Annotated in this window: 19 protein-coding genes and 1 pseudogene; 12 read left to right on the top strand and 8 right to left on the bottom strand. The window is 30.0% G+C overall.

What is annotated here, in order from left to right; translation table 11 throughout:
- Nucleotides 1-2 precede the first annotated feature (2 nt).
- The 5 genes from K354_RS0101005 (at nucleotide 3) to K354_RS0100985 (ending at nucleotide 6,148) form a co-directional block, all read left to right on the top strand.
- Nucleotides 3-512, top strand: coding sequence for a type II secretion system protein (locus K354_RS0101005; protein WP_024953651.1), 510 nt, complete (start codon nucleotides 3-5; stop codon nucleotides 510-512).
- Nucleotides 513-2,345 (top strand): primosomal protein N', encoded by a 1,833-nt coding sequence (locus K354_RS0101000; RefSeq protein WP_024953650.1) that lies wholly within the window; start codon nucleotides 513-515, stop codon nucleotides 2,343-2,345. It begins immediately after the preceding gene.
- A gap of 83 nt (nucleotides 2,346-2,428) precedes the next feature.
- Nucleotides 2,429-3,490 carry a flavodoxin-dependent (E)-4-hydroxy-3-methylbut-2-enyl-diphosphate synthase gene (gene ispG, locus K354_RS0100995; protein ID WP_024953649.1) on the top strand — a complete coding sequence of 354 codons (1,062 nt, stop codon included), beginning with the start codon at nucleotides 2,429-2,431 and terminating at the stop codon, nucleotides 3,488-3,490.
- On the top strand, nucleotides 3,483-4,910 hold the full coding sequence (locus K354_RS0100990; protein WP_024953648.1) for a replicative DNA helicase: 1,428 nt from the start codon (nucleotides 3,483-3,485) through the stop codon (nucleotides 4,908-4,910). Before ispG ends, K354_RS0100990 begins: the two co-directional genes overlap by 8 nt.
- Nucleotides 4,910-6,148, top strand: a complete 1,239-nt coding sequence (locus tag K354_RS0100985) for a ComEC/Rec2 family competence protein (RefSeq protein WP_024953647.1) — start codon at nucleotides 4,910-4,912, stop codon at nucleotides 6,146-6,148. The genes K354_RS0100990 and K354_RS0100985 overlap by 1 nt, the downstream gene beginning before the upstream one ends.
- On the opposite strand, the gene K354_RS0100980 is transcribed toward K354_RS0100985, so the two are convergent.
- From K354_RS0100980 to K354_RS0100970, 3 genes are read right to left on the bottom strand one after another with little or no spacing between them, the layout of a single operon-like run.
- Nucleotides 6,077-6,916 (bottom strand): YihY family inner membrane protein, encoded by an 840-nt coding sequence (locus tag K354_RS0100980; protein WP_024953646.1) that lies wholly within the window; start codon nucleotides 6,914-6,916, stop codon nucleotides 6,077-6,079. The two genes, K354_RS0100985 and K354_RS0100980, sit on opposite strands and share 72 nt — an antisense overlap.
- Before the next feature lies 1 nt (nucleotide 6,917).
- Nucleotides 6,918-8,297, bottom strand: coding sequence for an FAD-linked oxidase C-terminal domain-containing protein (locus K354_RS0100975; RefSeq protein ID WP_024953645.1), 1,380 nt, complete (start codon nucleotides 8,295-8,297; stop codon nucleotides 6,918-6,920).
- 4 nt (nucleotides 8,298-8,301) lie between these two features.
- Nucleotides 8,302-9,021, bottom strand: coding sequence for a plasminogen-binding N-terminal domain-containing protein (locus K354_RS0100970; RefSeq protein WP_024953644.1), 720 nt, complete (start codon nucleotides 9,019-9,021; stop codon nucleotides 8,302-8,304).
- 125 nt (nucleotides 9,022-9,146) lie between these two features.
- On the opposite strand from K354_RS0100970, the gene K354_RS0100965 reads away from it, so the two are divergent.
- From K354_RS0100965 to K354_RS0100955, 3 genes are read left to right on the top strand one after another with little or no spacing between them, the layout of a single operon-like run.
- Complete coding sequence (locus tag K354_RS0100965; protein ID WP_024953643.1) at nucleotides 9,147-10,331, top strand: peptidoglycan DD-metalloendopeptidase family protein; 1,185 nt, start codon at nucleotides 9,147-9,149, stop codon at nucleotides 10,329-10,331.
- 19 nt (nucleotides 10,332-10,350) lie between these two features.
- On the top strand, nucleotides 10,351-11,718 hold the full coding sequence (gene mgtE / locus K354_RS0100960) for a magnesium transporter (protein WP_024953642.1): 1,368 nt from the start codon (nucleotides 10,351-10,353) through the stop codon (nucleotides 11,716-11,718).
- 14 nt (nucleotides 11,719-11,732) lie between these two features.
- Entirely contained in the window at nucleotides 11,733-12,299 is a 567-nt protein-coding gene (locus tag K354_RS0100955; RefSeq protein WP_024953641.1) for an NUDIX domain-containing protein, read from the top strand.
- Here K354_RS0100955 and K354_RS0100950 read toward each other — a convergent pair.
- From K354_RS0100950 to K354_RS0100940, 3 genes and pseudogenes are all read right to left on the bottom strand, one after another.
- Entirely contained in the window at nucleotides 12,289-13,179 is an 891-nt protein-coding gene (locus K354_RS0100950; RefSeq protein WP_024953640.1) for a carbon-nitrogen hydrolase, read from the bottom strand. The genes K354_RS0100955 and K354_RS0100950 overlap by 11 nt on opposite strands.
- Nucleotides 13,166-13,639 (bottom strand): annotated as a pseudogene (locus K354_RS15390) (methyl-accepting chemotaxis protein); the annotation flags it as partial. The gene K354_RS0100950 and the pseudogene K354_RS15390, both read right to left, overlap by 14 nt.
- Nucleotides 13,640-14,110: 471 nt before the next feature.
- Nucleotides 14,111-14,305, bottom strand: coding sequence for a hypothetical protein (locus tag K354_RS0100940; RefSeq protein WP_024953638.1), 195 nt, complete (start codon nucleotides 14,303-14,305; stop codon nucleotides 14,111-14,113).
- A gap of 113 nt (nucleotides 14,306-14,418) precedes the next feature.
- On the opposite strand from K354_RS0100940, the gene K354_RS0100935 reads away from it, so the two are divergent.
- Together K354_RS0100935 and feoB are read left to right on the top strand one after the other, a co-directional pair.
- Nucleotides 14,419-14,646: a FeoA family protein gene (locus tag K354_RS0100935; RefSeq protein ID WP_024953637.1), complete on the top strand. Its 228-nt coding sequence runs from the start codon at nucleotides 14,419-14,421 to the stop codon at nucleotides 14,644-14,646.
- An 82-nt stretch (nucleotides 14,647-14,728) separates the two neighbouring features.
- A complete protein-coding gene (gene feoB / locus K354_RS0100930) occupies nucleotides 14,729-16,828 on the top strand; it encodes a ferrous iron transport protein B (protein ID WP_024953636.1) in 2,100 nt (699 codons plus the stop codon).
- 19 nt (nucleotides 16,829-16,847) lie between these two features.
- Here the strand turns inward: feoB and K354_RS0100925 are convergent, their stop codons facing one another.
- Both K354_RS0100925 and K354_RS0100920 read right to left on the bottom strand, forming a co-directional pair.
- Nucleotides 16,848-17,741 (bottom strand): cation diffusion facilitator family transporter, encoded by an 894-nt coding sequence (locus K354_RS0100925; protein ID WP_024953635.1) that lies wholly within the window; start codon nucleotides 17,739-17,741, stop codon nucleotides 16,848-16,850.
- A 190-nt stretch (nucleotides 17,742-17,931) separates the two neighbouring features.
- Nucleotides 17,932-18,894, bottom strand: coding sequence for an agmatine deiminase family protein (locus K354_RS0100920; protein ID WP_024953634.1), 963 nt, complete (start codon nucleotides 18,892-18,894; stop codon nucleotides 17,932-17,934).
- 84 nt (nucleotides 18,895-18,978) lie between these two features.
- Here K354_RS0100920 and K354_RS0100915 point away from each other — a divergent pair, with 84 nt between their 5' ends.
- Nucleotides 18,979-20,538, top strand: coding sequence for a sensor histidine kinase (locus K354_RS0100915; protein WP_024953633.1), 1,560 nt, complete (start codon nucleotides 18,979-18,981; stop codon nucleotides 20,536-20,538).
- Nucleotides 20,538-21,206, top strand: a complete 669-nt coding sequence (locus tag K354_RS0100910; RefSeq protein ID WP_024953632.1) for a response regulator transcription factor — start codon at nucleotides 20,538-20,540, stop codon at nucleotides 21,204-21,206. The genes K354_RS0100915 and K354_RS0100910 overlap by 1 nt, the downstream gene beginning before the upstream one ends.
- Nucleotides 21,207-21,329: the final 123 nt, after the last annotated feature.

Below are 21,329 nucleotides of genomic sequence, written 5' to 3'. Positions count from 1 at the left end.
AATTGATTAAAAAATTAAATAAAAAGGCTGGTTTTAAACCAGCCTTTACTATGATAGAACTTATTTTTGTCATTGTTATTTTAGGTGTATTAGCTGCGGTTGCTATACCTAGACTAGCAGCAAGCCGTGATGATGCTGTTCTTGTAAAAGGAAAATCACAAGTGTCTGCAATACGAAGTGGTATTGCTATGCAAAGGTCACGTAGACTTCTTGAAGGAACAGAACCTTTTATACCAAGAACTTTAGATGTAAACAATACAACTTCTAATCTTTTTAATCGTGGAGAATCTGGAGATATACTTGAATATGGTTTTGTTGGTGCTACAAATGATGGAGATTGGCAAAAAGTAGATGTTGGAGCTGCTTCCCCTGTAAATATTAGATATAGATTTTATTTAGAAGGTACTTCTGTATTATTTACATATAATTCAAATACAGGCACTTTTGATTGCAATAGAACAGTTGGTGCTGCAAATCCAAATGCAAACTTGTGTAGTGATTTAACAAATTAATTGCATTATTTAGTTTCTCTTTTAAATTCTCCCTTACAGTCTCTAACTTATACTTATGATGAAGAGCTAAAATCTGGCAATATTGTAGAAGTTACACTGAACTCAAAATCAAAGTTAGGTGTTGTTATCTCTAAAACTGAAAAACCTGAGTTTACATGTACAGATATACTCTCTGTAAAAGATGGATATTTTGATAAAGTTACTTTGAGTATTGCAAAGTTTATTAGTGAATATTATGTTTGCTCTTTAGGTGATGCACTCAATCTTTTTGTTTTTTTTCCAAAAAATTCTTTGCATATCAATCAACATATAAACACCGATATAAAACTTTCACCTGAACAACAAAAAGCGTATGAGTTTATACAGCGTCATGATAGGTCTTTACTTTTTGGAGATACAGGAAGTGGCAAAACAGAAGTGTATATAAAGTGTATAGAACATACTATAAATAGTGGTCAAAAAGCTATCTTTCTTATGCCTGAGATTGGACTTACTCCGCAAACAAAAAAGCGTCTTAAAAATGTTTTTGGTGATATGGTTGCTATTTGGCACTCAAAAATAACAAAAAAGAAAAAAGAAAAAATTTTAAAAGATTTGGCGATTGGAAAAATCTCGGTCATAGCAGGAACTCGTTCAGCTTTGTTTCTTCCTGTTCATAATCTTGGATTAATAGTAGTAGATGAAGAACATGATGATAGTTATAAATCGAGTCAAAGGCCTCGTTATAACGCTCGAGATTTAGCTCTTTTGTTTGGAACAAGAAAAGAAGCAAAAGTTATACTTGGGAGTGCAACTCCAAGTTTAAGTAGTTTTAAAAATCTTCCTAAACATAGACTTAGGGGAACATACTTTGATTCAAATAAAAAGTACTTTTATGAGAGTTGTGGCAGTGAATTAAGTCAAAATATACTAAATAAAATACATGAGCATTTAGAAAAACAAAATCAGATTATTGTTTTTTTACCTACAAGAGCCAATTTTAAATATATTACATGTAGAGATTGTGGTGCGAATGTCACGTGTCCGTATTGTAGTGTTGGAATGAGTTTACATGTAGATAAAAATGCTTTAAAATGTCACTATTGTAATTTTGCTATGAGGATTCCAAAAGAGTGTCCAAGTTGTAAGAGTGAAGCAATGCATTCAAACAGAATAGGAACAGCTGAAGTTGTAAAAAGACTTCAAGAAGAGTTTAGCGATAAGGTCATAAAAAAGTTTGACAGAGATGAAGTGAGCACAGCTAATAAACTCAAAGCTACACTCAATGCTTTTAATGAAAAAGAGATAGATATACTGGTTGGTACTCAAATGCTTTCAAAAGGCCATGATTATCATAGTGTGGGGCTCAGTGTTATTATAGGGATTGATTCGATTTTGAATATGCCTGATTTTAGAGCTCGTGAGAAAGCAATGTCTCTTTTACTTCAAGTTGCAGGAAGATCAGGGAGAAAAGGTGAGGGTGAAGTTTTTATCCAAACTCAAAATAGAGAATTTTTTGAAGAGTTTATTGAAGATTATGAAGCATTTTTAAATGATGAATTACAATACAGACAAGAGATATATCCTCCTTATAAAAAACTTTTAAAAGTTTTAGTCTCGCATATCAAAGATGAAAAAGCAAATGATGTTATAAATCAAATAGAAAAAATAACGCATGATTTTCCTTTAGTTGAAGTAGTGGGTTATGGTAAAGCAAATATAGAAAAAATAGCAGGAAAATATCGCTACAATATGCTTTTAAGAAGCTCAAACACCAAAGAATTACTCAAATTTGCTCATACATGTAAACAGTATCCAGTAGAGATTGATATAGATCCATTATCTTTTTCTTAACACTTTTTTAGTATAATAGAACTTCAATAAAATATACAATATTCTATGCAAAGCAGAAGCTTTAGTGAAATGGAAAAATTAAAATGATAAAACGCTATCCTACAAATAAAATTTATGTTGGTGATGTGCCTATAGGAGGAGATTCACCTATATCGGTTCAATCTATGACTTACTCAAAAACTCATGATGTTGAGGCTACAGTTGAGCAGATAAAAAAACTCCATTTTGCAGGATGTGATATTGTTCGTGTCGCTGTTCCTGATTATGAAGATGCAAATGCACTTAAAGAGATAAAAAAACAGATAAAACTACCTCTTGTTGCAGATATCCATTTTAACTACCGTTTGGCTTTGATAGCTGCTGAAGTGGTTGATTGTATTCGTATCAATCCTGGTAATATTGGAAATAAAGACAGAGTAAAAGAAGTTGTAAAAGCGTGCCAACAAAGAAATATACCAATTCGTATTGGTGTGAATTCTGGAAGTTTAGAAAAAGAGTTCGATACAAAATATGGTCCAACTTCAAAAGGTATGGTTGAATCTGCACTTTATAATATAAAATATCTTGAAGATTTAGGTTTTAGCGATATAAAAGTTTCACTCAAAGCGAGTGACGTTGAGCGAACTGTAGAAGCTTATCGTATGCTAAGACCTTTGACTAATCATCCTTTTCATCTTGGAGTAACTGAAGCTGGAACAAAGTTTCACTCCACTGTAAAATCTTCTATTGCCTTGGGAACACTTTTACTTGAAGGCATTGGTGATACGATGAGAGTTTCAATGACAGGAGAGCTTGAAGAAGAGATAAATGTGGCTCGTGCGATACTCAAAGATAGTGGAGTCGTTAAGAGTGGGGTCAATATCATCTCATGTCCAACTTGTGGACGCATTGAAGCTGATTTGGTTAAAGCAGTAGCTGAAGTAGAAAAAAGAGTAAAAGATATAAAAGCACCACTAAATATTTCAGTTATGGGATGTGTCGTAAATGCTATTGGTGAAGCAAAACATGCTGATGTTGCTATAGCTTTTGGAAAAGGGCAAGGTCTTATTATGAGAAGTGGTGAAATTGTGGCAAAATTAAAAGAGGATGAACTTGTGGATAGATTTATGCAAGAAGTAGAGAAAGCAGCTAAAGAAAATGGATAATTTACACAATATAAACATTGAACGCTCAGTTCTAAGCTCAATCCTTTTTAACCCAGCAACTTATGAAGAGGTTGCATCAAATATAAAACCAAGAGATTTTTATCTTCCTGCTCATAAATATATATTTGAAGCGATGGAAGAGTGTGAAAGAGAAGATCTTCCTATAGATGAAGAGTTTGTAAAGAAAAAACTCAAGCAAGAAGAGAGATTTGATGAAGAAGTTATGCTGGAAATTCTTTCAACAAATCCACTTCCTTCCATAAAAGCTTATGTTGAAGAGATACGTGAAAAATCTATAAAAAGAGATTTGGTAAAACTTACTGGAGATATTAGAGAAGTTGCAGTTGAGAAAGATTTGCCTTCAAGTGAAGTAGTTGATTTGGTGCAGCAAAAACTTTATCAAATCACCAGTGATAGCAGTTCAAAAGAGTTTCGTGAATCTTCTGAGATGACCAATGCAACAATACAGCATATCTTAGAGATGAAAAAAAGAGGAAATGCAGGTGTTGTTGGACTTGATACTGGATTTGCTGAGATAAACAGACTTACAACTGGTTTTGGTGCTGGGGATTTGATTATTGTTGCGGCTCGTCCAGCGATGGGTAAAACAGCTTTTACGCTAAATCTTGCACAAAAAGCAATTGATGATAATAAGGGTGTTGCAATTTTCTCTTTGGAGATGCCAGCAGAACAATTAATGTTAAGAATGCTTAGTGCTAAGACTTCGATTCCTCTTCAAAAACTTAAAGTTGGTGATATGAGTGATGATGAGTGGAGTAGGTTAAATAGTGCTGCTGATACTATGAGTCAAAAGAAACTTTTTGTTGATGACAATGGTAATGTGAATATACACAATGTAAGAGCAAAACTTAGAAAACTAAAAACGCAACATCCTGAAATTTCTCTTTGTGTTATTGACTACTTACAACTCATGACAGGAGCTGGTAATAAAGATAGACATCAAGAAGTAAGTGATATATCTCGTGGGTTAAAACTTTTAGCTCGTGAGCTAGAGATGCCAATTATTGCACTTTCTCAGCTAAATCGTGGAGTTGAAAGTAGACATGATAAAAGACCTATGATGAGTGATATTAGAGAGTCTGGTTCAATTGAACAAGATGCTGATATGATTATGTTTGTATATCGTGATGACATATATAGAATGCGTGAAGAGAAAGATAAAGAGCAAAAAGCAAGAGTTGAGGGGAAAGAGTATAAAAGTAACTTTTTTGATAAACCTGAAGAGAGTGCTGAAATTATTATCGGTAAAAATAGAAATGGACCTATTGGGGTTGCCAATCTTCTTTTTCAAAAAGCATGTACAAAATTTATAGATGCTGGTGGAATTCCTATCGAAGTTGTTTATGATGAGTCAAATATGGATGGCAGAGAAGCCACAATAAGTATGCAACCAATCTAATGACAAGTGTGCCACTGTTTATTACGAAAAAAGAGTTTTTTTATACTCTTTTTGTAGTGGCACTTCTTTTTTTCTCTTCACTCTCTTATGAGTTTTATAAATATAAAAAAGTCACTACGTACTCTTTACATGTAACAGATGCAAAAGTTTTGAAGTATTATCCTAAAAAAAATAAAAATGATAAAGTTTATCATGTATTAAAACTTAAAAGTCAAGATTTTACTTTTTATACAGTAAGTTGGAAAGATAGAAATCTTACTAGAGGAGATACAGTCAAAATAGGATTTTTTACTAATAAAATTGATTTTATTAATTATCTTAAAGGTTTTTATGCCACTACAAAATTTTTACATGTAAAGAACAAATATAAGCAAAACAGTTTAATTTCATTTGTAGAAAATCAGCATAAAAATGAGTTAGCAAAAGAGTTATATTCTGCTTTGTATTTTGCTACTCCTATTAGCAAAAAGTTAAGAGAAAATATATCTCAGTGGGGCATTGCACATCTTGTAGCAATAAGTGGGTTTCATCTAGGAATACTCAGTGGAATTTTGTTTTTTTTATTGAAACCTTTGTATACTTTTTTTCAAGATAAATATTTTCCTTATAGAAATTCATATGCTGATTTAGCATTTATAGTTTTTGTTATTTTAGGAACTTATACGTATTTTATAGATATGACACCTTCTGTATTAAGAGCTTATGTAATGAGTATTATAGGATTTTTACTTTTTTCAAGGAATATCAAAATTATATCCTTTGGGACACTTTTTATTACAGTGTGTGCTATTTTAATTTTGTTTCCTAAGTTAATGTTTTCGATTGCTTTTTTATTTTCTGTAGCTGGTGTATTTTATATTTTTCTTTTTTTATACCATTTTTCAGGATTAAACAAAGCATTGGTTTTTATACTTTTACATTTTTGGGTTTATCTTTTAATGCTTCCTATCGTTCATTATGTTTTTGATGTATTTAGTCTGTATCAGCTTTTTTCACCACTTTTGAGTATGTTTTTTATAGTTTTTTATCCACTTAGTTTAGCTTTACATGTAATACAATTTGGTGATATTTTTGATCATTTTTTAAGTTGGTTTTTCTCTTTACATGTAGAGGTTAATTCTATTTCTACTCCATTTTGGTTTTTAGGATGTTATATTGTGTCTTCTTTAGTTGCTATCAGGGTTAGGTTGATTGCTATTTTCTTGCCCTTGCTGGCTTTGATTTTGTTTTTCATTTAAAACTTGACATAATTTAGCACCATAAAGATATATAAGCCAAGAAAAATAGACCCAAACAAAAAAGAACATCAAGATACTAAATGAGCCATAAATACTAAGATAAGTTTTGTTGTAAGCCACATAATAGACAAAGAGTGATTTTGATATATACCAGATAAGAGACGTGATAAAAGAAGCTAGTATAGTCACTTTTCTATTTAATGCTATATTTGCAGAAATAGTAAACATGATAAAAAATAAAAACCATATAATAAGATAGGGTAAAAATGGTAAAAAGTTTATAGAACTTGTAACTTCATTTGAAGATAAAAAACCACTCACTAAAGAGGAAAGATAAAAAGACAACGCAAGTCCTAAAGGCATCATCGTAAGCATAGTCCAGTAAGTAGAGAGTGATTCCCAAAGAGTTCTTTTTTGTGCTTTAAAAATCTTACTGATAATTTTTTCATAGTCTAAAAAGAACATAATTGAAACATACAAAACAAATATAAGTCCAGTTGATCCCATACTCCCTGTATTTTCTAAAAATTTGTTTATATAGGGAGTTATTGCATCTTGTTGGGCTGGCATTAAGGAGTTAAAAATAAAATGTTGAATTTTTGCGTAATACTCTTTAAAACTAGGAAGCTTTGTAAATATACTAAAAGAGATAAGAAGTATAGGGATAAGAGAAAGAATAGTATGAAAACTAAGAGAAGAAGCGTAATGAACTATTGAAGGGTCTTTAACCTTCTTCAAAAAGTCAATTGCTTCTCTTAGTTTAATCATGTCATAGTCCCATTTTATTTGGATTTAGTATATTGTTTGGATCAAATGCTTTTTTGATTGAACGAAATAGTTCCATTTCACCATCACTAAAAGCTAAATGCATGTAAGGTGCTTTACTGAGTCCTATACCATGCTCACCACTTAAGGTTCCTTCAAGTGCAACGGTAGCTTTGAAAATCTCTTCGATAGCTTGATGTCCAATTTCTAGTTGCTTTTCATCACTTCCATCAACCATAACGTTTGTATGTACGTTACCATCACCAGTATGTCCAAAACAAGGAACTTTTACGTTATATTTTTGAGATACTTCATCTATGGCTTTTAGTAAATCAGGAAGTTTATTTCTTGGAACAGTTATATCTTCATTGAGTTTTTTACTACCATATGTTGTTATACATTGGCTAGCATTTTTTCTTGCAAACCAAAGGTCAGCTTCTTCTTTTTCATCTTTTGCTACTTTAAAATCACTACAACCATTCTCTTTAAATTTTGTTTGTAAAATCTCTAATTGTTTTTGTAGTTCTACATCTAAATTACCATCAATTGTAGCAATCAAAATTGCACCAGCATCTGTAGGCAAACCTTTATTGTATTTTTGCTCTACCGCACGAATAGTTAAGTTATCTAAAAACTCCATAGCTACTGGTGTAACACCTGCAGCCATTGTTTTATATACAGCGTTCATAGCATCATTTACTGTAGGAAATACACCCATCATACTCTGGCTTAGTGTAGGTTTTGATATAAGTTTAAGTGTGATTTCTGTGATGCACCCAAGAGTACCTTCACTAGCAATTATAATCCCACTAATGTTATAACCAGCGACATCTTTAATTGTTCTCTTTCCAGCTCTTATAATTTCACCATTTGGAATAACTAAACGTAATGCCATTACATAGTCTTTTGTTATACCATATTTTGCAGCTCTCATGCCACCTGCATTTTCACTTACGTTTCCACCAATAGTTGAGTAGTTTTCACTTGCTGGATCTGGTGGATAAAAAAGTCCCACTTCTTCAACAGCTTTTTGTAAATCCATATTAATAACACCAGGTTGCACAACTGCTACCATATTTTCCATATCGATTTCTAAAATCTTATTCATATGTTTTTCATATGCTAAAACAATACCACCATTAGCAGGAAGTGATCCACCTGTAAACCCACTACCAGCACCACGAGGAGTAAGAATTATCTTATGTTCATTACAATATTTTAAAACATCGCTTACATCTTGTTCATCTCTTGGAAAAATTACTAAGTCTGGTTCGTATCTGTTTCTTGTAGCATCATATGCATATGCTATGCAATGAGCTTTATCATCAAAAACATTTTCCTCTCCAAGGAGTTTTTTAAAGTATTTTATGTGTTTTTTATCCATCTTTTTACCTTATTAAACTTCTATAATAAGAGTTATAGTCATTTATTTGGCTACTATCCCAGTTTAACCAACTTGTCTCAATGTTTTTTACACGAGTGTAAAATGGTGCTTGTGCTTTTTTAATTCTTGCAGTTTTGACTTTTTTAATTGTTCTAAAGTTATTACAATCTACAAAGTATCCATTGTTATTTAGAGCAAAAAAGATAATAGCTGCAGAGTTTATCTTACAAACTTCTCTAAATGTTGCTCTACTTGGATTTGGTCTAAATTCTTTTGCAAGATATGCAGCAACTACGTCAGGGTGAATCCACTCCATGTCTTTGAAGTGTTTAGTTACTTCATTATATACCTTATAGTTAGGAGCAACTATAAGTGCTCTGTCATATAAATAGTTTAGTGTAACTTTGTCTCCAACAGCTGGTAAAATACCAGGTTTTGGGAAGGCATCTTGAGCGGAAAGTTTAAAAACCTCAAATCTCACCGTAGCAGTGTCAGCTTCTTTTTTGATAACATTAACACGTGCAACAATAGTTGAGATACCATTTTTAAATGTATGAGTAACTATACCTGATGAGCCTATAACAATATCTTTTGAGTTTTTAATAGTTGCATTTCTGCCTGATATTTTTAATATCTCTGTATTAAATGGGTTGAAAATAGGCTTAGCATATGCAAATTGCCAAGAGATTAAAAAAATAGTAACAATAGCCAATAACTTACGCAATGGAACTCCTTTTGCTTTAAATATTTCAAAGATTATACAATAACTGTTTTTAAAGGAAGATTTGGTCTTTTATAAGATTTCTTTTGGTAAAATCTTCATGACATTTAAGAAGGATTGTTTGGAATATGATAAGAACACTATTTTTATTACTGCTGTGTACTTTTGCTTTAGAAGCTGCTACTTTGGAAGTAAAAAAATGGTCAAAAGGTGAAACATTCCTAACTTTTCTTGAAAAAAACAAATTACCTCTGAAAATATATTATGATTTAGCACGTGAAGAGCAAGAGTTAGCTACAGAAATAATGTCTAACGTTGATTATCAAATTTTAAAAAATGACAATGATGAAATAGAACAAGTAATGATTCCAATTGGTGAAGAGTTACAACTTCATCTGATTAAAGAAAAAAACGGATATGAGCTTACTACAACACCTATATCATTTCAAGAAGAAAAACTTGCAGTAACTGTAGAGATAAAAAGATCTCCTTATGAAGATATCATAGATGAAACAAATAATTATCTTTTAGCACATGAGTTTATACAAGCTTTTAAAAGTAGCGTCAATTTTAAGTTATTAAGAAAAGGTGATAAAGTCGTTATATTTTATACAAAAAGAACGAGATTAGGACGCCAATTTGGAGCACCTAAGATTGAAGCAGCTATGGTTGAAGTTAGAGGCCGTAAAAATTATGTTTTTAGTTATAACAAAGGTAGATATTATGATGCAAACGGAAAAGAAGTAGAAGGTTTCTTTTTATCTAAACCAGTAAATTATCGTAGAATATCTTCAAGATTTACCTATAAAAGATGGCATCCCGTTTTAAAAAGATATAGAGCTCATTTGGGTATTGATTATGCTGCAAATAGAGGAACACCTATAAGAGCTGCTGGAAATGGTAAACTTACTTATGTTGGCAGAAAAGGTGGTTATGGTAAGACTATTATGATAAGACATCAAAATGGTTATAAAACCCTTTATGCTCATATGAAAGGTTATAGAAAGGGAATGAGAAGAGGCAAATGGGTGAAAAAAGGTCAAGTTATAGGTTATGTTGGAAGTACTGGTATTAGTACTGGACCTCACCTTCATTTTGGTCTTTATAAAAACAACCGTGCAATCAATCCTAATAGTGTAGTAAAAATTACAAAAAGTAAACTCACAGGGAAGAAAAGAAAAGAATTTTTTGCTTATATAAAACAGTATAAAAAAGATATTGAAGTAGCATTAAATGACTATTCTAATCCATCAAAAGAAAAAGACTTTGATTATATTGTAAGTTTGGATAAAATAGCAGAACAACCAAATTAAATAATCATAGGTAAAATATATGTCTAAAAATAGAGATGTTAAAGATAGCATAGAGATAATAGAGTCATACCTTCTTGATGAAATAGATTATGAAATATCAGTCTCAGATTTAGCAAAACACCTAAAAACTATTAAAAAAGAGGATGAAACTCTCTTTTTTGAACTCCTACAAAAATTTCCTAATGACATTTTGGGTGATATTGTAATAGAACTTCCTGAACATTATTTAAAACAGATTATAGAAAACATTCCTTCTGTTCAATTAACTGAAGCTATTGAAGATTTAGAAAGTGATGATGCAACAGATTTAATTCAAGATATTGAAGAGATTGATGAGCAAAAAGCAGAAGAGATATTATCAGGCCTTGATAAAGAAGACCAAGAAGATATTAAAAAACTTATTAGATATGATGAAGAAGAAGCTGGTGCGTATATGCAAACAGAGGTTTTTACCGCTTCATATGATGAAAAAATACAAGATGCTGTAGATCGACTAAGAGAGTTAAAAAAAGAGGGTGAATTAGAAAATATTCATCAAGTCTCTATCGTGGAAAAGTTAGATAGATTACTTTTTAGTATATCTTTAGAAGATTTAATTACGTTTAATTTTACAAAAAGTTTCCGTGAAGAGATAAAAGGGAAAGAAGATAATTTTAAAGCAAGACATGTAAGAGATGATGAAAACATATCTAAAGTAATAGAACTATTTGAAGACTATGATCTTATTGCACTTCCTATTGTAGATTATCATGGAAAGCTTTTAGGAAGAATTACTTCAGATGATATTTATGATATTATTCAAGAAAGAGCAACAGACCAGATATATAATTTAGCTGGTGTTGATGAAGAAGCTGAGCATGAAGAGAGTATTTTTGAAGCAGGAAAAGCTAGGGTTATTTGGCTTTTTATAAATCTTTTAACAGCAATACTTGCTTCAGCAGTAATAGGTCTTTTTGAAAATGTTTTAAGTATGTATGTTGCACTAGCTGTATTAATGCCTATAGTAGCTTCTATGGGAGGAAATGCCGGTACACAATCACTTACTATTATGGTAAGACAATTAGCACTTGGTGAAATAGATAATGAAAATGCAAAAGAAGCTATCAAAAAAGAGATGATTTTAGCAATCGCAAATGGTTTTATTTTTGCGCTCCTTATGGGTTTAATTGCTTATTTATGGTTTGAAGATAATAAAATTGGTTTGGTTATAGCTGCTTCAATGTTGGTAAATTTACTTTGTGCAGGTTTGATTGGTTCGATGGTTCCTTTAATGCTAAAAAGACTTGGAATAGATCCTGCAGTTGGAAGTAGTGTCTTTTTAACAACTTCTACAGATATAGTTGGCTTCTTTAGTTTCTTAGGACTTGCAAGTTTAGTGTTGATGTAAAAAGGGATAGTCACATGAAAAACAAAATAAAATTTTTAAATTTGCAAACATGTACAAACTCAGCATTTATAAAACCACAAAGTATGTTTTACATGCAAAATGGTGTAGAAAAACGTTGGGATATTGTTGATACTCATGATAGCGTAGCAATCCTTTTATATCATAAAGATTTGGATTCTTTTGTTTTTGTAAAACAGTTTCGTCCTTCTATTTATTTAAAAAATGATGATGGTTTTACATATGAGCTTTGTGCAGGATTAGTAGATAAAAAGAAGACTTTACAAGAGATAGCTTATGAAGAGATTCTTGAGGAGACTGGATATGATGTTCCTTTAGATGAAGTCAAAAAAATCACATCTTTTTATACCGCTGTTGGTTTTGCAGGAGGTCGTCAAACACTTTATTTTGCAATTATTGATAATAGCATGAAAGTAAGTGAAGGTGGTGGGGTAGATAATGAAGCTATAGAAGTTATTTATCTAAAAAAAGATGAAGCTATAGAGTTTATGTTTGATGAAGGTATTGCTACCACATCAGGTTTAATGTTTGCTCTAATGTGGTATTTTAAAACTAATCAATAAAACGTTTATTTAAATCGCTATAAGTTTCTATTCTTCTATCTCGTAAAAATGGCCAAATTCTTCTGACATTTTCACTGTTTTTTAAGTCTATCTCACAAATAATTACTTCTTCTTTATTCTCACTCGCTTTTGTAATAAATTCTCCTTGAGGACCTACAACAAAAGAGTTTCCCCAAAATCTTATTCCATCAAGATGTTTATAGTTATCTAATTCTTTTCCTACGCGGTTTATTGCAACTAGTGGAAGTCCATTTGCAATGGCATGTCCACGTTGCACTGTTATCCAAGCCTCTAGTTGCCTCTGTTTTTCATTTGCATCATCTTCATCAAACCAACCTATTGCTGTTGGATATATTAGAATCTCTGCCCCTTTAAGAGCCATAAGACGAGCAGCTTCAGGATACCATTGATCCCAACAAATTAGAACACCTAGTTTACCTACACTTGTTTGAATAGGCTCATATCCTAAATCTCCAGGTGTAAAGTAAAATTTTTCATAAAAACCAGGATCATCAGGTATATGCATTTTTCTATATTTTCCTGCTATACTTCCATCACTTTCAAATATAACAGCAGTATTATGATAAATTCCAGCAGTCCTTTTTTCAAACAAAGAAGTGACTAAAACAATATTTTCTTCTTTTGCTACGTTTGACCACAATTTTATATCTTCGTTAAAACTTTCTGCTTTATCAAAGCTATTTGTATCTTCATTAATACAAAAATATCTATCTTGGTGTAGTTCTTGTAAAAGTACTAATTTTGCACCTTTATTTTTTGCTTCTTTTATCATCTGAATAGTTTTTTGAACAGTTTTTTCTTTAGAGTCCAAAAAAGTTTGTTGAATAAGTCCTATAGTAAGCTTTCTATCGTTTAACATTTTTCAGTATTCCTAATAAGTTTTTTCCTAATTCCATATTTGTAGCACTCCCTTCAATCGCTTTTTTTGTATCATCAACAATGGTTGTCATTTTTGTTTTTATTTCATCAGAATCTTTAAGTTGAGCATCTATATGTCTTAAAGATCTATCTATTTCACTTTTATTCTCTTGTGCTTTTCTCATAAGGTTGTTTAAAAGCTCAACTCCTTTAAGAGCTACTTCTTGACTCTCTTCTACTAGCTTAAAAGCACTTTGACTTCTTCTTTGAGCTTTATCTGATATTTCTATCATATTTTTTGTTTCAGTTGCTATTTCTGTAGCAGAAATTTCAGACTCATCAGCTAGTTTTCTAACTTCTTCAGCAACCACTGCGAAACCTCGTCCATGTTCTCCTGCACGAGCTGCTTCTATTGCAGCATTTAGAGCCAATAAATTTGTTTGGTCTGCTATTTCTGATATTGATTCAATTTTAGAAAAGACCACTTTGTTTTTAACATCTAAATCTTTATGAATAGTTGAGTATTCATTCATAATAGTCGATAACTCATCAATAAGTTTAGTTAATGCTTGAATAGTATTTACAACATCTTCGCTTGTTTTTACAGCATCTGTGGATGAGTCATAACTTTTTGTAGATATTTCTTTTATTTCATTAGATTTATCTATAAAATCATGAGTAAGTTCTTCTATTTCACATATTTGCTTTAATTTAGTTTGTGAAGCTTTATTGACAGCTATTGCATTATTTGTGATAGTGTTTGCAAGGTTTTTTGATTCATCTAATTGTATTTCATCAAAAAGTAAAGCTTTTTGAATAATTTTGTTATATTCTTCTTTTGATATTGTTATTTCATTTTCATTTATTGCTTTTTTAAAAAACATAATTTATCCTTTATTTGGTAGCTTTCCATTATCCATGTAAGCTATATTTTAGCACTCAAGTATTTGATAATTTTGTTTTACATGTGAAGAACTTGAGCCTTTTTTACATGTAAGAGTTGTAGTAAGTATTGATTTTTCTCCAATTTTAAAGTTTGTTGTAGTGTATGATAGTTGCATAATGTTTTTATAATAATTTACTTTTATATGTATACTTGGTTTATCTGTAAAATACATATTATTCAAATTAGATTCTCCGTATTATTTGTAATATAATACCCAAATTAATAAGAATTTAATCTTTAATGAATTATAATTTCAATAATTATTATCAAAAAGAAAAAAATAGGAGATTATTTATGGGCACATTAGCGGATCTAAAAGCAGAAGAAAAAGCAATGATTACAAAAATCAAAGCAGAAGGGGAGTTGAAACATAGACTTTTTTCTTTTGGTGTTAGAAAAAATGCAGCTATTCAAGTCAAAGCATTGAGTATGAATAAAAACACTATGGAAATTGAAGTAGGTGGCACAGGCATGATAGCTTTAAGACTTGAAGAAGCTAGAGAAATAGAGGTAAGCCAATAGTGAAAAATACACAATTTTTAAATTTAATTAGTACTCATAATAAGTCTTTTTATGATCCATCTTTTGAAAAGGAGATAATCAGATGAAAGATTTAAAAATAGCATTAGTTGGACAACCAAATGTTGGAAAAAGTATGCTTATCAATGCTATCTCAAATTCAAGACTTAGAGTTGGTAACTTTTCTGGAGTTACAGTTGAAAAAGCAGAAGTAAGTTTTGATTTTCATGATTATTCAATCAATATTATAGATTTACCTGGTACGTATTCACTTAATGATTATACTCAAGAAGAAAAAGTGACCAAAGAGTTTTTGGAAAACGAAGATTATGACATGATTATCAATGTTATAGATGCAACAAATTTAGAAAGAAATCTTTTTTTAACAACACAGCTTTTAAGCTTGAATAAAAAGATGATTGTAGCTTTAAATATGATGGATGAAGCTAAAAAAGAAGGAATCTGTATAAATGACGAACAGCTTAGTAGTATTTTAGGTGTTCCTTGTGTAAAAGTTTCAGCTGCAACAAAAAAAGGTATAGGTAAATTAGTTAATAGAGCCGTGGATATATCAAGTTTTGAGTATGAAGGTTCTAAGTTAGTTTATAGTGCTACTGTTGAAGAAGAAGTTTCAAACATAGTTACTTTTTTAGGTGAGAAAAAATATCCAAATGAAGAAGGATATAGAGACTTAGCAATTAAGCTTTTAGAAGAAGAGCCAAAAACATATAAAAAAATGCATGATGAGCCCATATGGATAGAGTTACTTCCTATTATTCGTGAGGCTCTTAGCCATTTATATATTCATTATGATACAAAAGATATAGATGAAATTTTTGCAGAAGAAAAAGCCGCTTTTGCAAAAGGTGCTGTTATGGAAACAGTAGAATTTAAAAAAGAAGAGTCAAAAAATCTCACTGAAAAGATAGACTCCATTTTAATGAACAATATTTTGGGAATTCCTATTTTTCTTTTTCTTATGTGGGGATTATTTCAATTAACATTTGAACTTGGTTCTGTTCCTATGGACTGGATTGATGCCTTTTTTGGATCACTTGGTGATTATGCAAAAACTATCTTTGGTGAAGGTGATTTAGGCTCCCTTATAGCTGATGGTGCTATTGCTGGGGTTGGCGCTGTTGTTTTGTTTTTACCAAATATCATGATACTTTTTCTGGGAATAGCATTGTTAGAAACGACAGGTTATATGTCAAGAGTAGCTTTTTTACTCGATGGGTTTTTCCATAAGTTTGGATTGCATGGAAAAAGTTTTATTCCCTTAGTAACAGGTTTTGGATGTTCTGTTCCTGCCTATATGAGTGCAAGAACACTTAAAAATGATAAAGATAGATTAATTACACTTTTTATTATAGGTTTTATGAGTTGTGGCGCTAAACTACCTGTATATGTTCTTTTTGCAGGAGCATTTTTTGGAGAAGAAAATGCTGGTAATGTTCTTTTTATTATTTATATTGCAGGCGCACTATTTGGTTTATTTGCTGCAAAAGCTTTAAAAATATTTGTTTTTAAAGGCAAAGACGAACCTTTTGTTATGGAGATGCCAAAGTATCGTATGCCTTCTTTTAAACTTGTTTGGCACACAGTTATAACTAAATCTATTATGTATTTAAAAAAGGCTGGTACTTTTATTCTTGTGGCAAGTATATTTATTTGGTTTGCAAGTAATTATCCTAAACAATTAGACTTAGATATTCAATATGAGAAAAAAATAGAATTAGCAGCGAGTGAAGATAAAAAATCTGAATTATCAAATGAGTTAACACAATTAAAATTAGAGAAAAGTTACTTAGGTATTATTGGTAAAACAACAGAACCATTTTTTAGCCCACTTGGGTTTGATTGGAAGATGACTGTTGCACTTGAAACAGGAATTGCAGCTAAAGAAGTTGTTGTTTCTACTTTAGGGGTTCTTTATGCCTTGGGTGAAGATGTGGATGAAGCGACAGGAGGCCTCCTTGATGCGATTAAGACAAATATACCTTTTGCATCGGCAGTTTCATTTGTTCTTTTTGTTATGATTTATCTTCCTTGTTTTGCAGCTTCGATCGTTTTTGCAAAAGAGTCAGGAAGCTATAAATATCTGGGTTATTTATTTATTTTTACAACAGCTATAGCTTGGATAATTGCGTTTATTGGATACAATATAACTGCAATGTTAATTTAAAACTAAAGGGATTTTCCCTTTAGTTTTTATTTTCACTATCATTGATGATAGAATCATCATATGGGTCTAGATGAACATTGATGACCCATTCTTCATTATCATTGATTTTCATAATATTATCTTCTATTCTGTCACCTAAAGTGTGTGCTTTTAACAATGACATTCCATCGTTAAAAACAAGATGAACATCAACAAAATTTGTATTTGCTGATTTACGAGTTTTTAGATAATGATAGTCGCTAACTTCTTTTTCACTTTCTATTATGGTTTTTATTTGAGTTACAATCTCTTCATCTAAAGCAGCATCTAAAAGAATATAGACGCCCTCTTTAATAATTTCATAAGCTGAGTAAATAATATAGATTGAAATAATTATACCCATAATAGAGTCGATTACATCAAAACCAGTAGTAAAGATAAGAATCAATGAAATTAAAATAGCCCCATTACTAAGAACATCTGTTTTATAGTGTAAAGCATCAGATTTAATTACCATATTGTTTGTTTTTTTAGCAACGTAATTTAAAAATGCAACTAAAGCGAGAGTTATAATTAAAGAGATAAACATAATTAAAATTGATGAGCTAAGATGCGTAGTAGTTTCTGCTAGATAAGCTTTTTTGATTGCATGGTAGAGTATAAAAAGACCACTCATTGTTATAATCGTACCTTCTATAACAGCAGCAAGGGCTTCTATTTTTCCTTTTCCATAGTTAAATTGTTGATTAGCTGGTTGTTCTGCTTTATTGATTGCAAAATAGTTAAAACCTGAGATAATAAGATCTAAAACTGAATCTATAGCCGAAGCTAAAACTGCAACAGAACCACTTATGATTCCTATTGTTAATTTAATAATTATTAAAAGACAAGCAGTAGCACTAGATACTACAGTAGCTTTTTTTTGTAATGTCATGATTTGCCTATGAAAGTAATTTGTCAGAATTATACTAAAATAAAAGAAAGAAGAGGATAAAACGTGAGGAGATTGCTTGCTGTTGTTACGTTTTACCCTCAAAATAATGTTGGTTACAGTAATATTCTAGTCCTATTTTACTGAAGTGTAGTTTATTGTTACAAATTAAAACATTTTTTACAGTATATGTTTATAATGGTAACATTTTATTAATGCAAGAACAATGAAGACTTCCATGTTCTCTTATTAAAATTGTTGCATCAATAGTGATAACTTTTCTATTTTTTATATGGTTTTTTAAAATTTTTATTGTAATTTCATCATTTACATCATTGTATGTTGGCACAATTAAAGCACCATTAAGAAAAACAAAGTTTAGATATGTTGCTGGAAGTCTTTGTTTTTCAAAATATTTTGCGTTTGGAAGAGGTAAGGGAACAAGATGAAAATTTGTTTTTTGAAGTTCTTGTTCCATTTTATTTAATTCTTCAAAATGGATATCATTTACATCATAACACTTAGCATATACAATAGTATCTTTGTTTATAAATCTTGCAAGAGTATCTACATGTGAATCTGTATCGTCTCCTATGAGTCCACCATGTTCTAGCAGTATCACTTCTTTTAATCCAAAAAGTTTTTTTAATTTTTTTAGTATTTGTTTTTTTGTATAAGTATGGTTTCTATTTTCATTATGTATACATGTAGAAGTAGTTAAAAGTACACCTTCACCATTGCTATCAATACTTCCACCTTCTAATATAAAATCTATATCAACAATATTTTCTTTAAAAAATACAGAATTAAATTTGTCATCTAAAGAAGCATCAAACTTATCCCCCCAAGCATTAAATTTAAAATTGTATGATTTTATTTGATTGTTCTGTAAAAAATCAATGGCTCCAAAATCTCTCATCCAAGTATCATTTGTTTGGTACTCAAATACTTCTATGTTCTCAAATGAGTCAAAAAATGCATCTAAAATTTTTTTATCACTACAAATAACTACACATTTTTGAAACTCACGAATTGCATTTATAAACGCAACATATGTTTCTTGAACCTCTTTTATAGAGTGTTGCCAATCTTTTTGATTTGTTGGAAATACAAGCATAATTGATTTTTGTTGTTCCCACTCTGCTGGTAATCTAATATTCAATGTTAAAACCTTTACATGTAAAGTAAAATTATACACTTTTTTTGATAGAATAAATTGTTAAGAAAAAAGGTAAAATTCGTGTTCAAAATTTGGAAAAAACATAGTATAAATCAAATGAATATCATTGCTATTCTTTTTGCAGGTATTTTTGCATTTACTTCAGCTTTTGTAATTATTTTTAATGAATTTAGAGAGTTTAATAACGAAATAGCAACAATAGAAAAAAGTTATATACAAAATCAAAAGAGAAGAGCTTTAGAAGAAGCTTCACGTGTATATAGGCTTGTACAGTATCAATTTAATGAATTAAAAGAAAAAGATGAAAGTACTATTAAAAATCTTATTGCAAAAGAAGTAGGTGCTGTTCTAGATAATTCAAATAGTAAAGGGTATATATTTATATATGATAAAAATAAAAATGTTATTTATAAATCTAAACAGATAAAATATGATGATAGTGTCATTACTGAATTTATAAAAATTGGAAAAAAAGGAAGTGGTTTTGTAACTTTTGAAACAATTGAACAATCAAAATCAATAGAAAATCTTGCTTTTGTTAAGTTTTTTAAAGAAAAAAATTGGATTGTTGGAAGTGGAATGTATATAGATAAAATAGATAATGTTCTAGCTAAAAAAAGAGATGATCATCGTAATAAAATCACAGGGTTTATACTTAAAATTCTAACACTTACACTTTTTTTATATCTAGCAAGTATTTTAAAATATCGTTATGTAACAGATAAAATTACAAAAGAGATAAGATTTATAGTAGAATCTTTAAAAAAAGCATCAAAAAAATATACTTTTATAGATACGAGTAAGATTAAATTTGAAGAGTTTAAAGAGATAACAGCCCAAGCAAATTATATGTTAACGAAACTAAAAGAAAAAAAGAGTGAACTAGAAGATCTTAATACAAATCTTGAGAGTTTAGTTGAGAAAAAAACTGATGAATTGCAAAATTCTGTAGAGTATACAAAACATCTCTTAGAAGAACAAGATAAGTTTTTAAAAAATGCCATTCATGAGATAAATACACCTTTAACAATAATTTTGATGAATATAGAATTATATAATTTAAAAAATGATAAAAATCCTTATCTATTAAAAATAGAGGCTGCTGTTAAAGTTTTAGAAAATATTTATGGTGATTTGATTTTTATAATAAGAAAAGATAAAGTGGATAATAAAGTTGATATGATAAATTTTACAGATTTTGTAAAATCACGAATAGAGTATTTTAAAGATGTAGCTATAGGGAATAAATTGCAGATTAAAAGTGAAATAGAAGATGATATTTTTATCCTTTTTAATGAATTTGAATTACAACGCTTATGTGACAATAACTTTTCTAATGCCATAAAATACAGTCATATCAATGAAACTATACATGTAAGACTTCATTCTGAAGATGAGAGTACAATTTTCGAAGTAGAAAATAAAGGTGAGAAAATTGTATCAGTAGATAAATTATTTGATAGGTATTATAGAGAAGATGTAGCTAGAGGTGGTTTTGGTTTAGGTCTTAATATAGTGCATGAAATATGTGAAAAAAATAATGTAAGCATTGATGTGCTTTCAAATGGTAAAAAAACAGTATTTAAATATAGTTTTGAATGTAGTAGGAGAGTAGAGTAATGAAAATTTTACTGTTAGAAGATGAACATATGCTAAGAACTTCTATAGAAGAGTACTTAATAGCATTTAATCATAAAATTGTTGGATTTACTAATGGAGAAGATGCTTTAAAAAACCTTGAAAATAATATATATGATTTATTGGTTCTAGATATAAATGTACCTAAACTCAATGGATTAGAACTTTTAAAAGAGTTAAAGGAGCAAGATATTGTTACTCCTACGATTTTTATTAGTGCAAATTTAGATATTGAAGATATTAGTGAAGCTTTTGATTTAGGAGCTTGTGATTATTTGAAAAAACCTTTTCATCTGAAAGAATTAGGTATAAGAATAGAGAGAATTAAAAAAGAGCAAAAAATAAAAAGTTCTCAACATATGGTATTAAGTTCAAAATATTATTTTTCAAAAGAAGAAAAAATACTTTTTTATAATAATGTTTCTCAAGTATTGACTAAAAAACAGTTACAAATATTAACACTTTTATGTGAAAATATTGGTGTGATTGTAGATTTTGAAAAGTTTAGAAGTTTTGTCTGGAATGATGAACCTGTTGATAATGCAACAATAAGAGCAGAAATAAGTAGATTTAGAAAGTCCCTTAAAGAAGACTTTATTTCGAACATAAAAGGGGTAGGTTACAGAATAGATAAATATTACAGCCATTGAAAAAATAGAATTTTGCTACAAAAATTCTCATATTTTAAAAAATATGTGTAATTTTCGGACATATTTATTTTTTGCTACGTTAATGCTATGTGAATATAATAAAATATGTTTGCTGTTGGTAAT

Origin of the sequence: Sulfurospirillum arcachonense DSM 9755 (genome assembly GCF_000597725.1) — a bacterium.
GTDB lineage: Bacteria > Campylobacterota > Campylobacteria > Campylobacterales > Sulfurospirillaceae > Sulfurospirillum_A > Sulfurospirillum_A arcachonense.
Note: the sequence above shows the minus strand (reverse complement) of the source record. Positions and strands in the feature narration are given on the sequence as shown.

Excerpts from the sequence above, each read along its gene's own strand:
- ispG (WP_024953649.1), top strand. The coding sequence starts at position 2,429 with ATGATAAAACGCTATCCTACAAATAAAATTTATGTTGGTGATGTGCCT.
- K354_RS0100990 (WP_024953648.1), top strand. The coding sequence starts at position 3,483 with ATGGATAATTTACACAATATAAACATTGAACGCTCAGTTCTAAGCTCA.
- K354_RS0100985 (WP_024953647.1), top strand. The coding sequence starts at position 4,910 with ATGACAAGTGTGCCACTGTTTATTACGAAAAAAGAGTTTTTTTATACT.
- K354_RS0100980 (WP_024953646.1), bottom strand. The coding sequence starts at position 6,916 with ATGATTAAACTAAGAGAAGCAATTGACTTTTTGAAGAAGGTTAAAGAC.
- K354_RS0100975 (WP_024953645.1), bottom strand. The coding sequence starts at position 8,297 with ATGGATAAAAAACACATAAAATACTTTAAAAAACTCCTTGGAGAGGAA.
- K354_RS0100965 (WP_024953643.1), top strand. The coding sequence starts at position 9,147 with ATGATAAGAACACTATTTTTATTACTGCTGTGTACTTTTGCTTTAGAA.
- mgtE (WP_024953642.1), top strand. The coding sequence starts at position 10,351 with ATGTCTAAAAATAGAGATGTTAAAGATAGCATAGAGATAATAGAGTCA.
- K354_RS0100955 (WP_024953641.1), top strand. The coding sequence starts at position 11,733 with ATGAAAAACAAAATAAAATTTTTAAATTTGCAAACATGTACAAACTCA.
- K354_RS0100950 (WP_024953640.1), bottom strand. The coding sequence starts at position 13,179 with ATGTTAAACGATAGAAAGCTTACTATAGGACTTATTCAACAAACTTTT.
- K354_RS0100935 (WP_024953637.1), top strand. The coding sequence starts at position 14,419 with ATGGGCACATTAGCGGATCTAAAAGCAGAAGAAAAAGCAATGATTACA.
- feoB (WP_024953636.1), top strand. The coding sequence starts at position 14,729 with ATGAAAGATTTAAAAATAGCATTAGTTGGACAACCAAATGTTGGAAAA.
- K354_RS0100925 (WP_024953635.1), bottom strand. The coding sequence starts at position 17,741 with ATGACATTACAAAAAAAAGCTACTGTAGTATCTAGTGCTACTGCTTGT.
- K354_RS0100910 (WP_024953632.1), top strand. The coding sequence starts at position 20,538 with ATGAAAATTTTACTGTTAGAAGATGAACATATGCTAAGAACTTCTATA.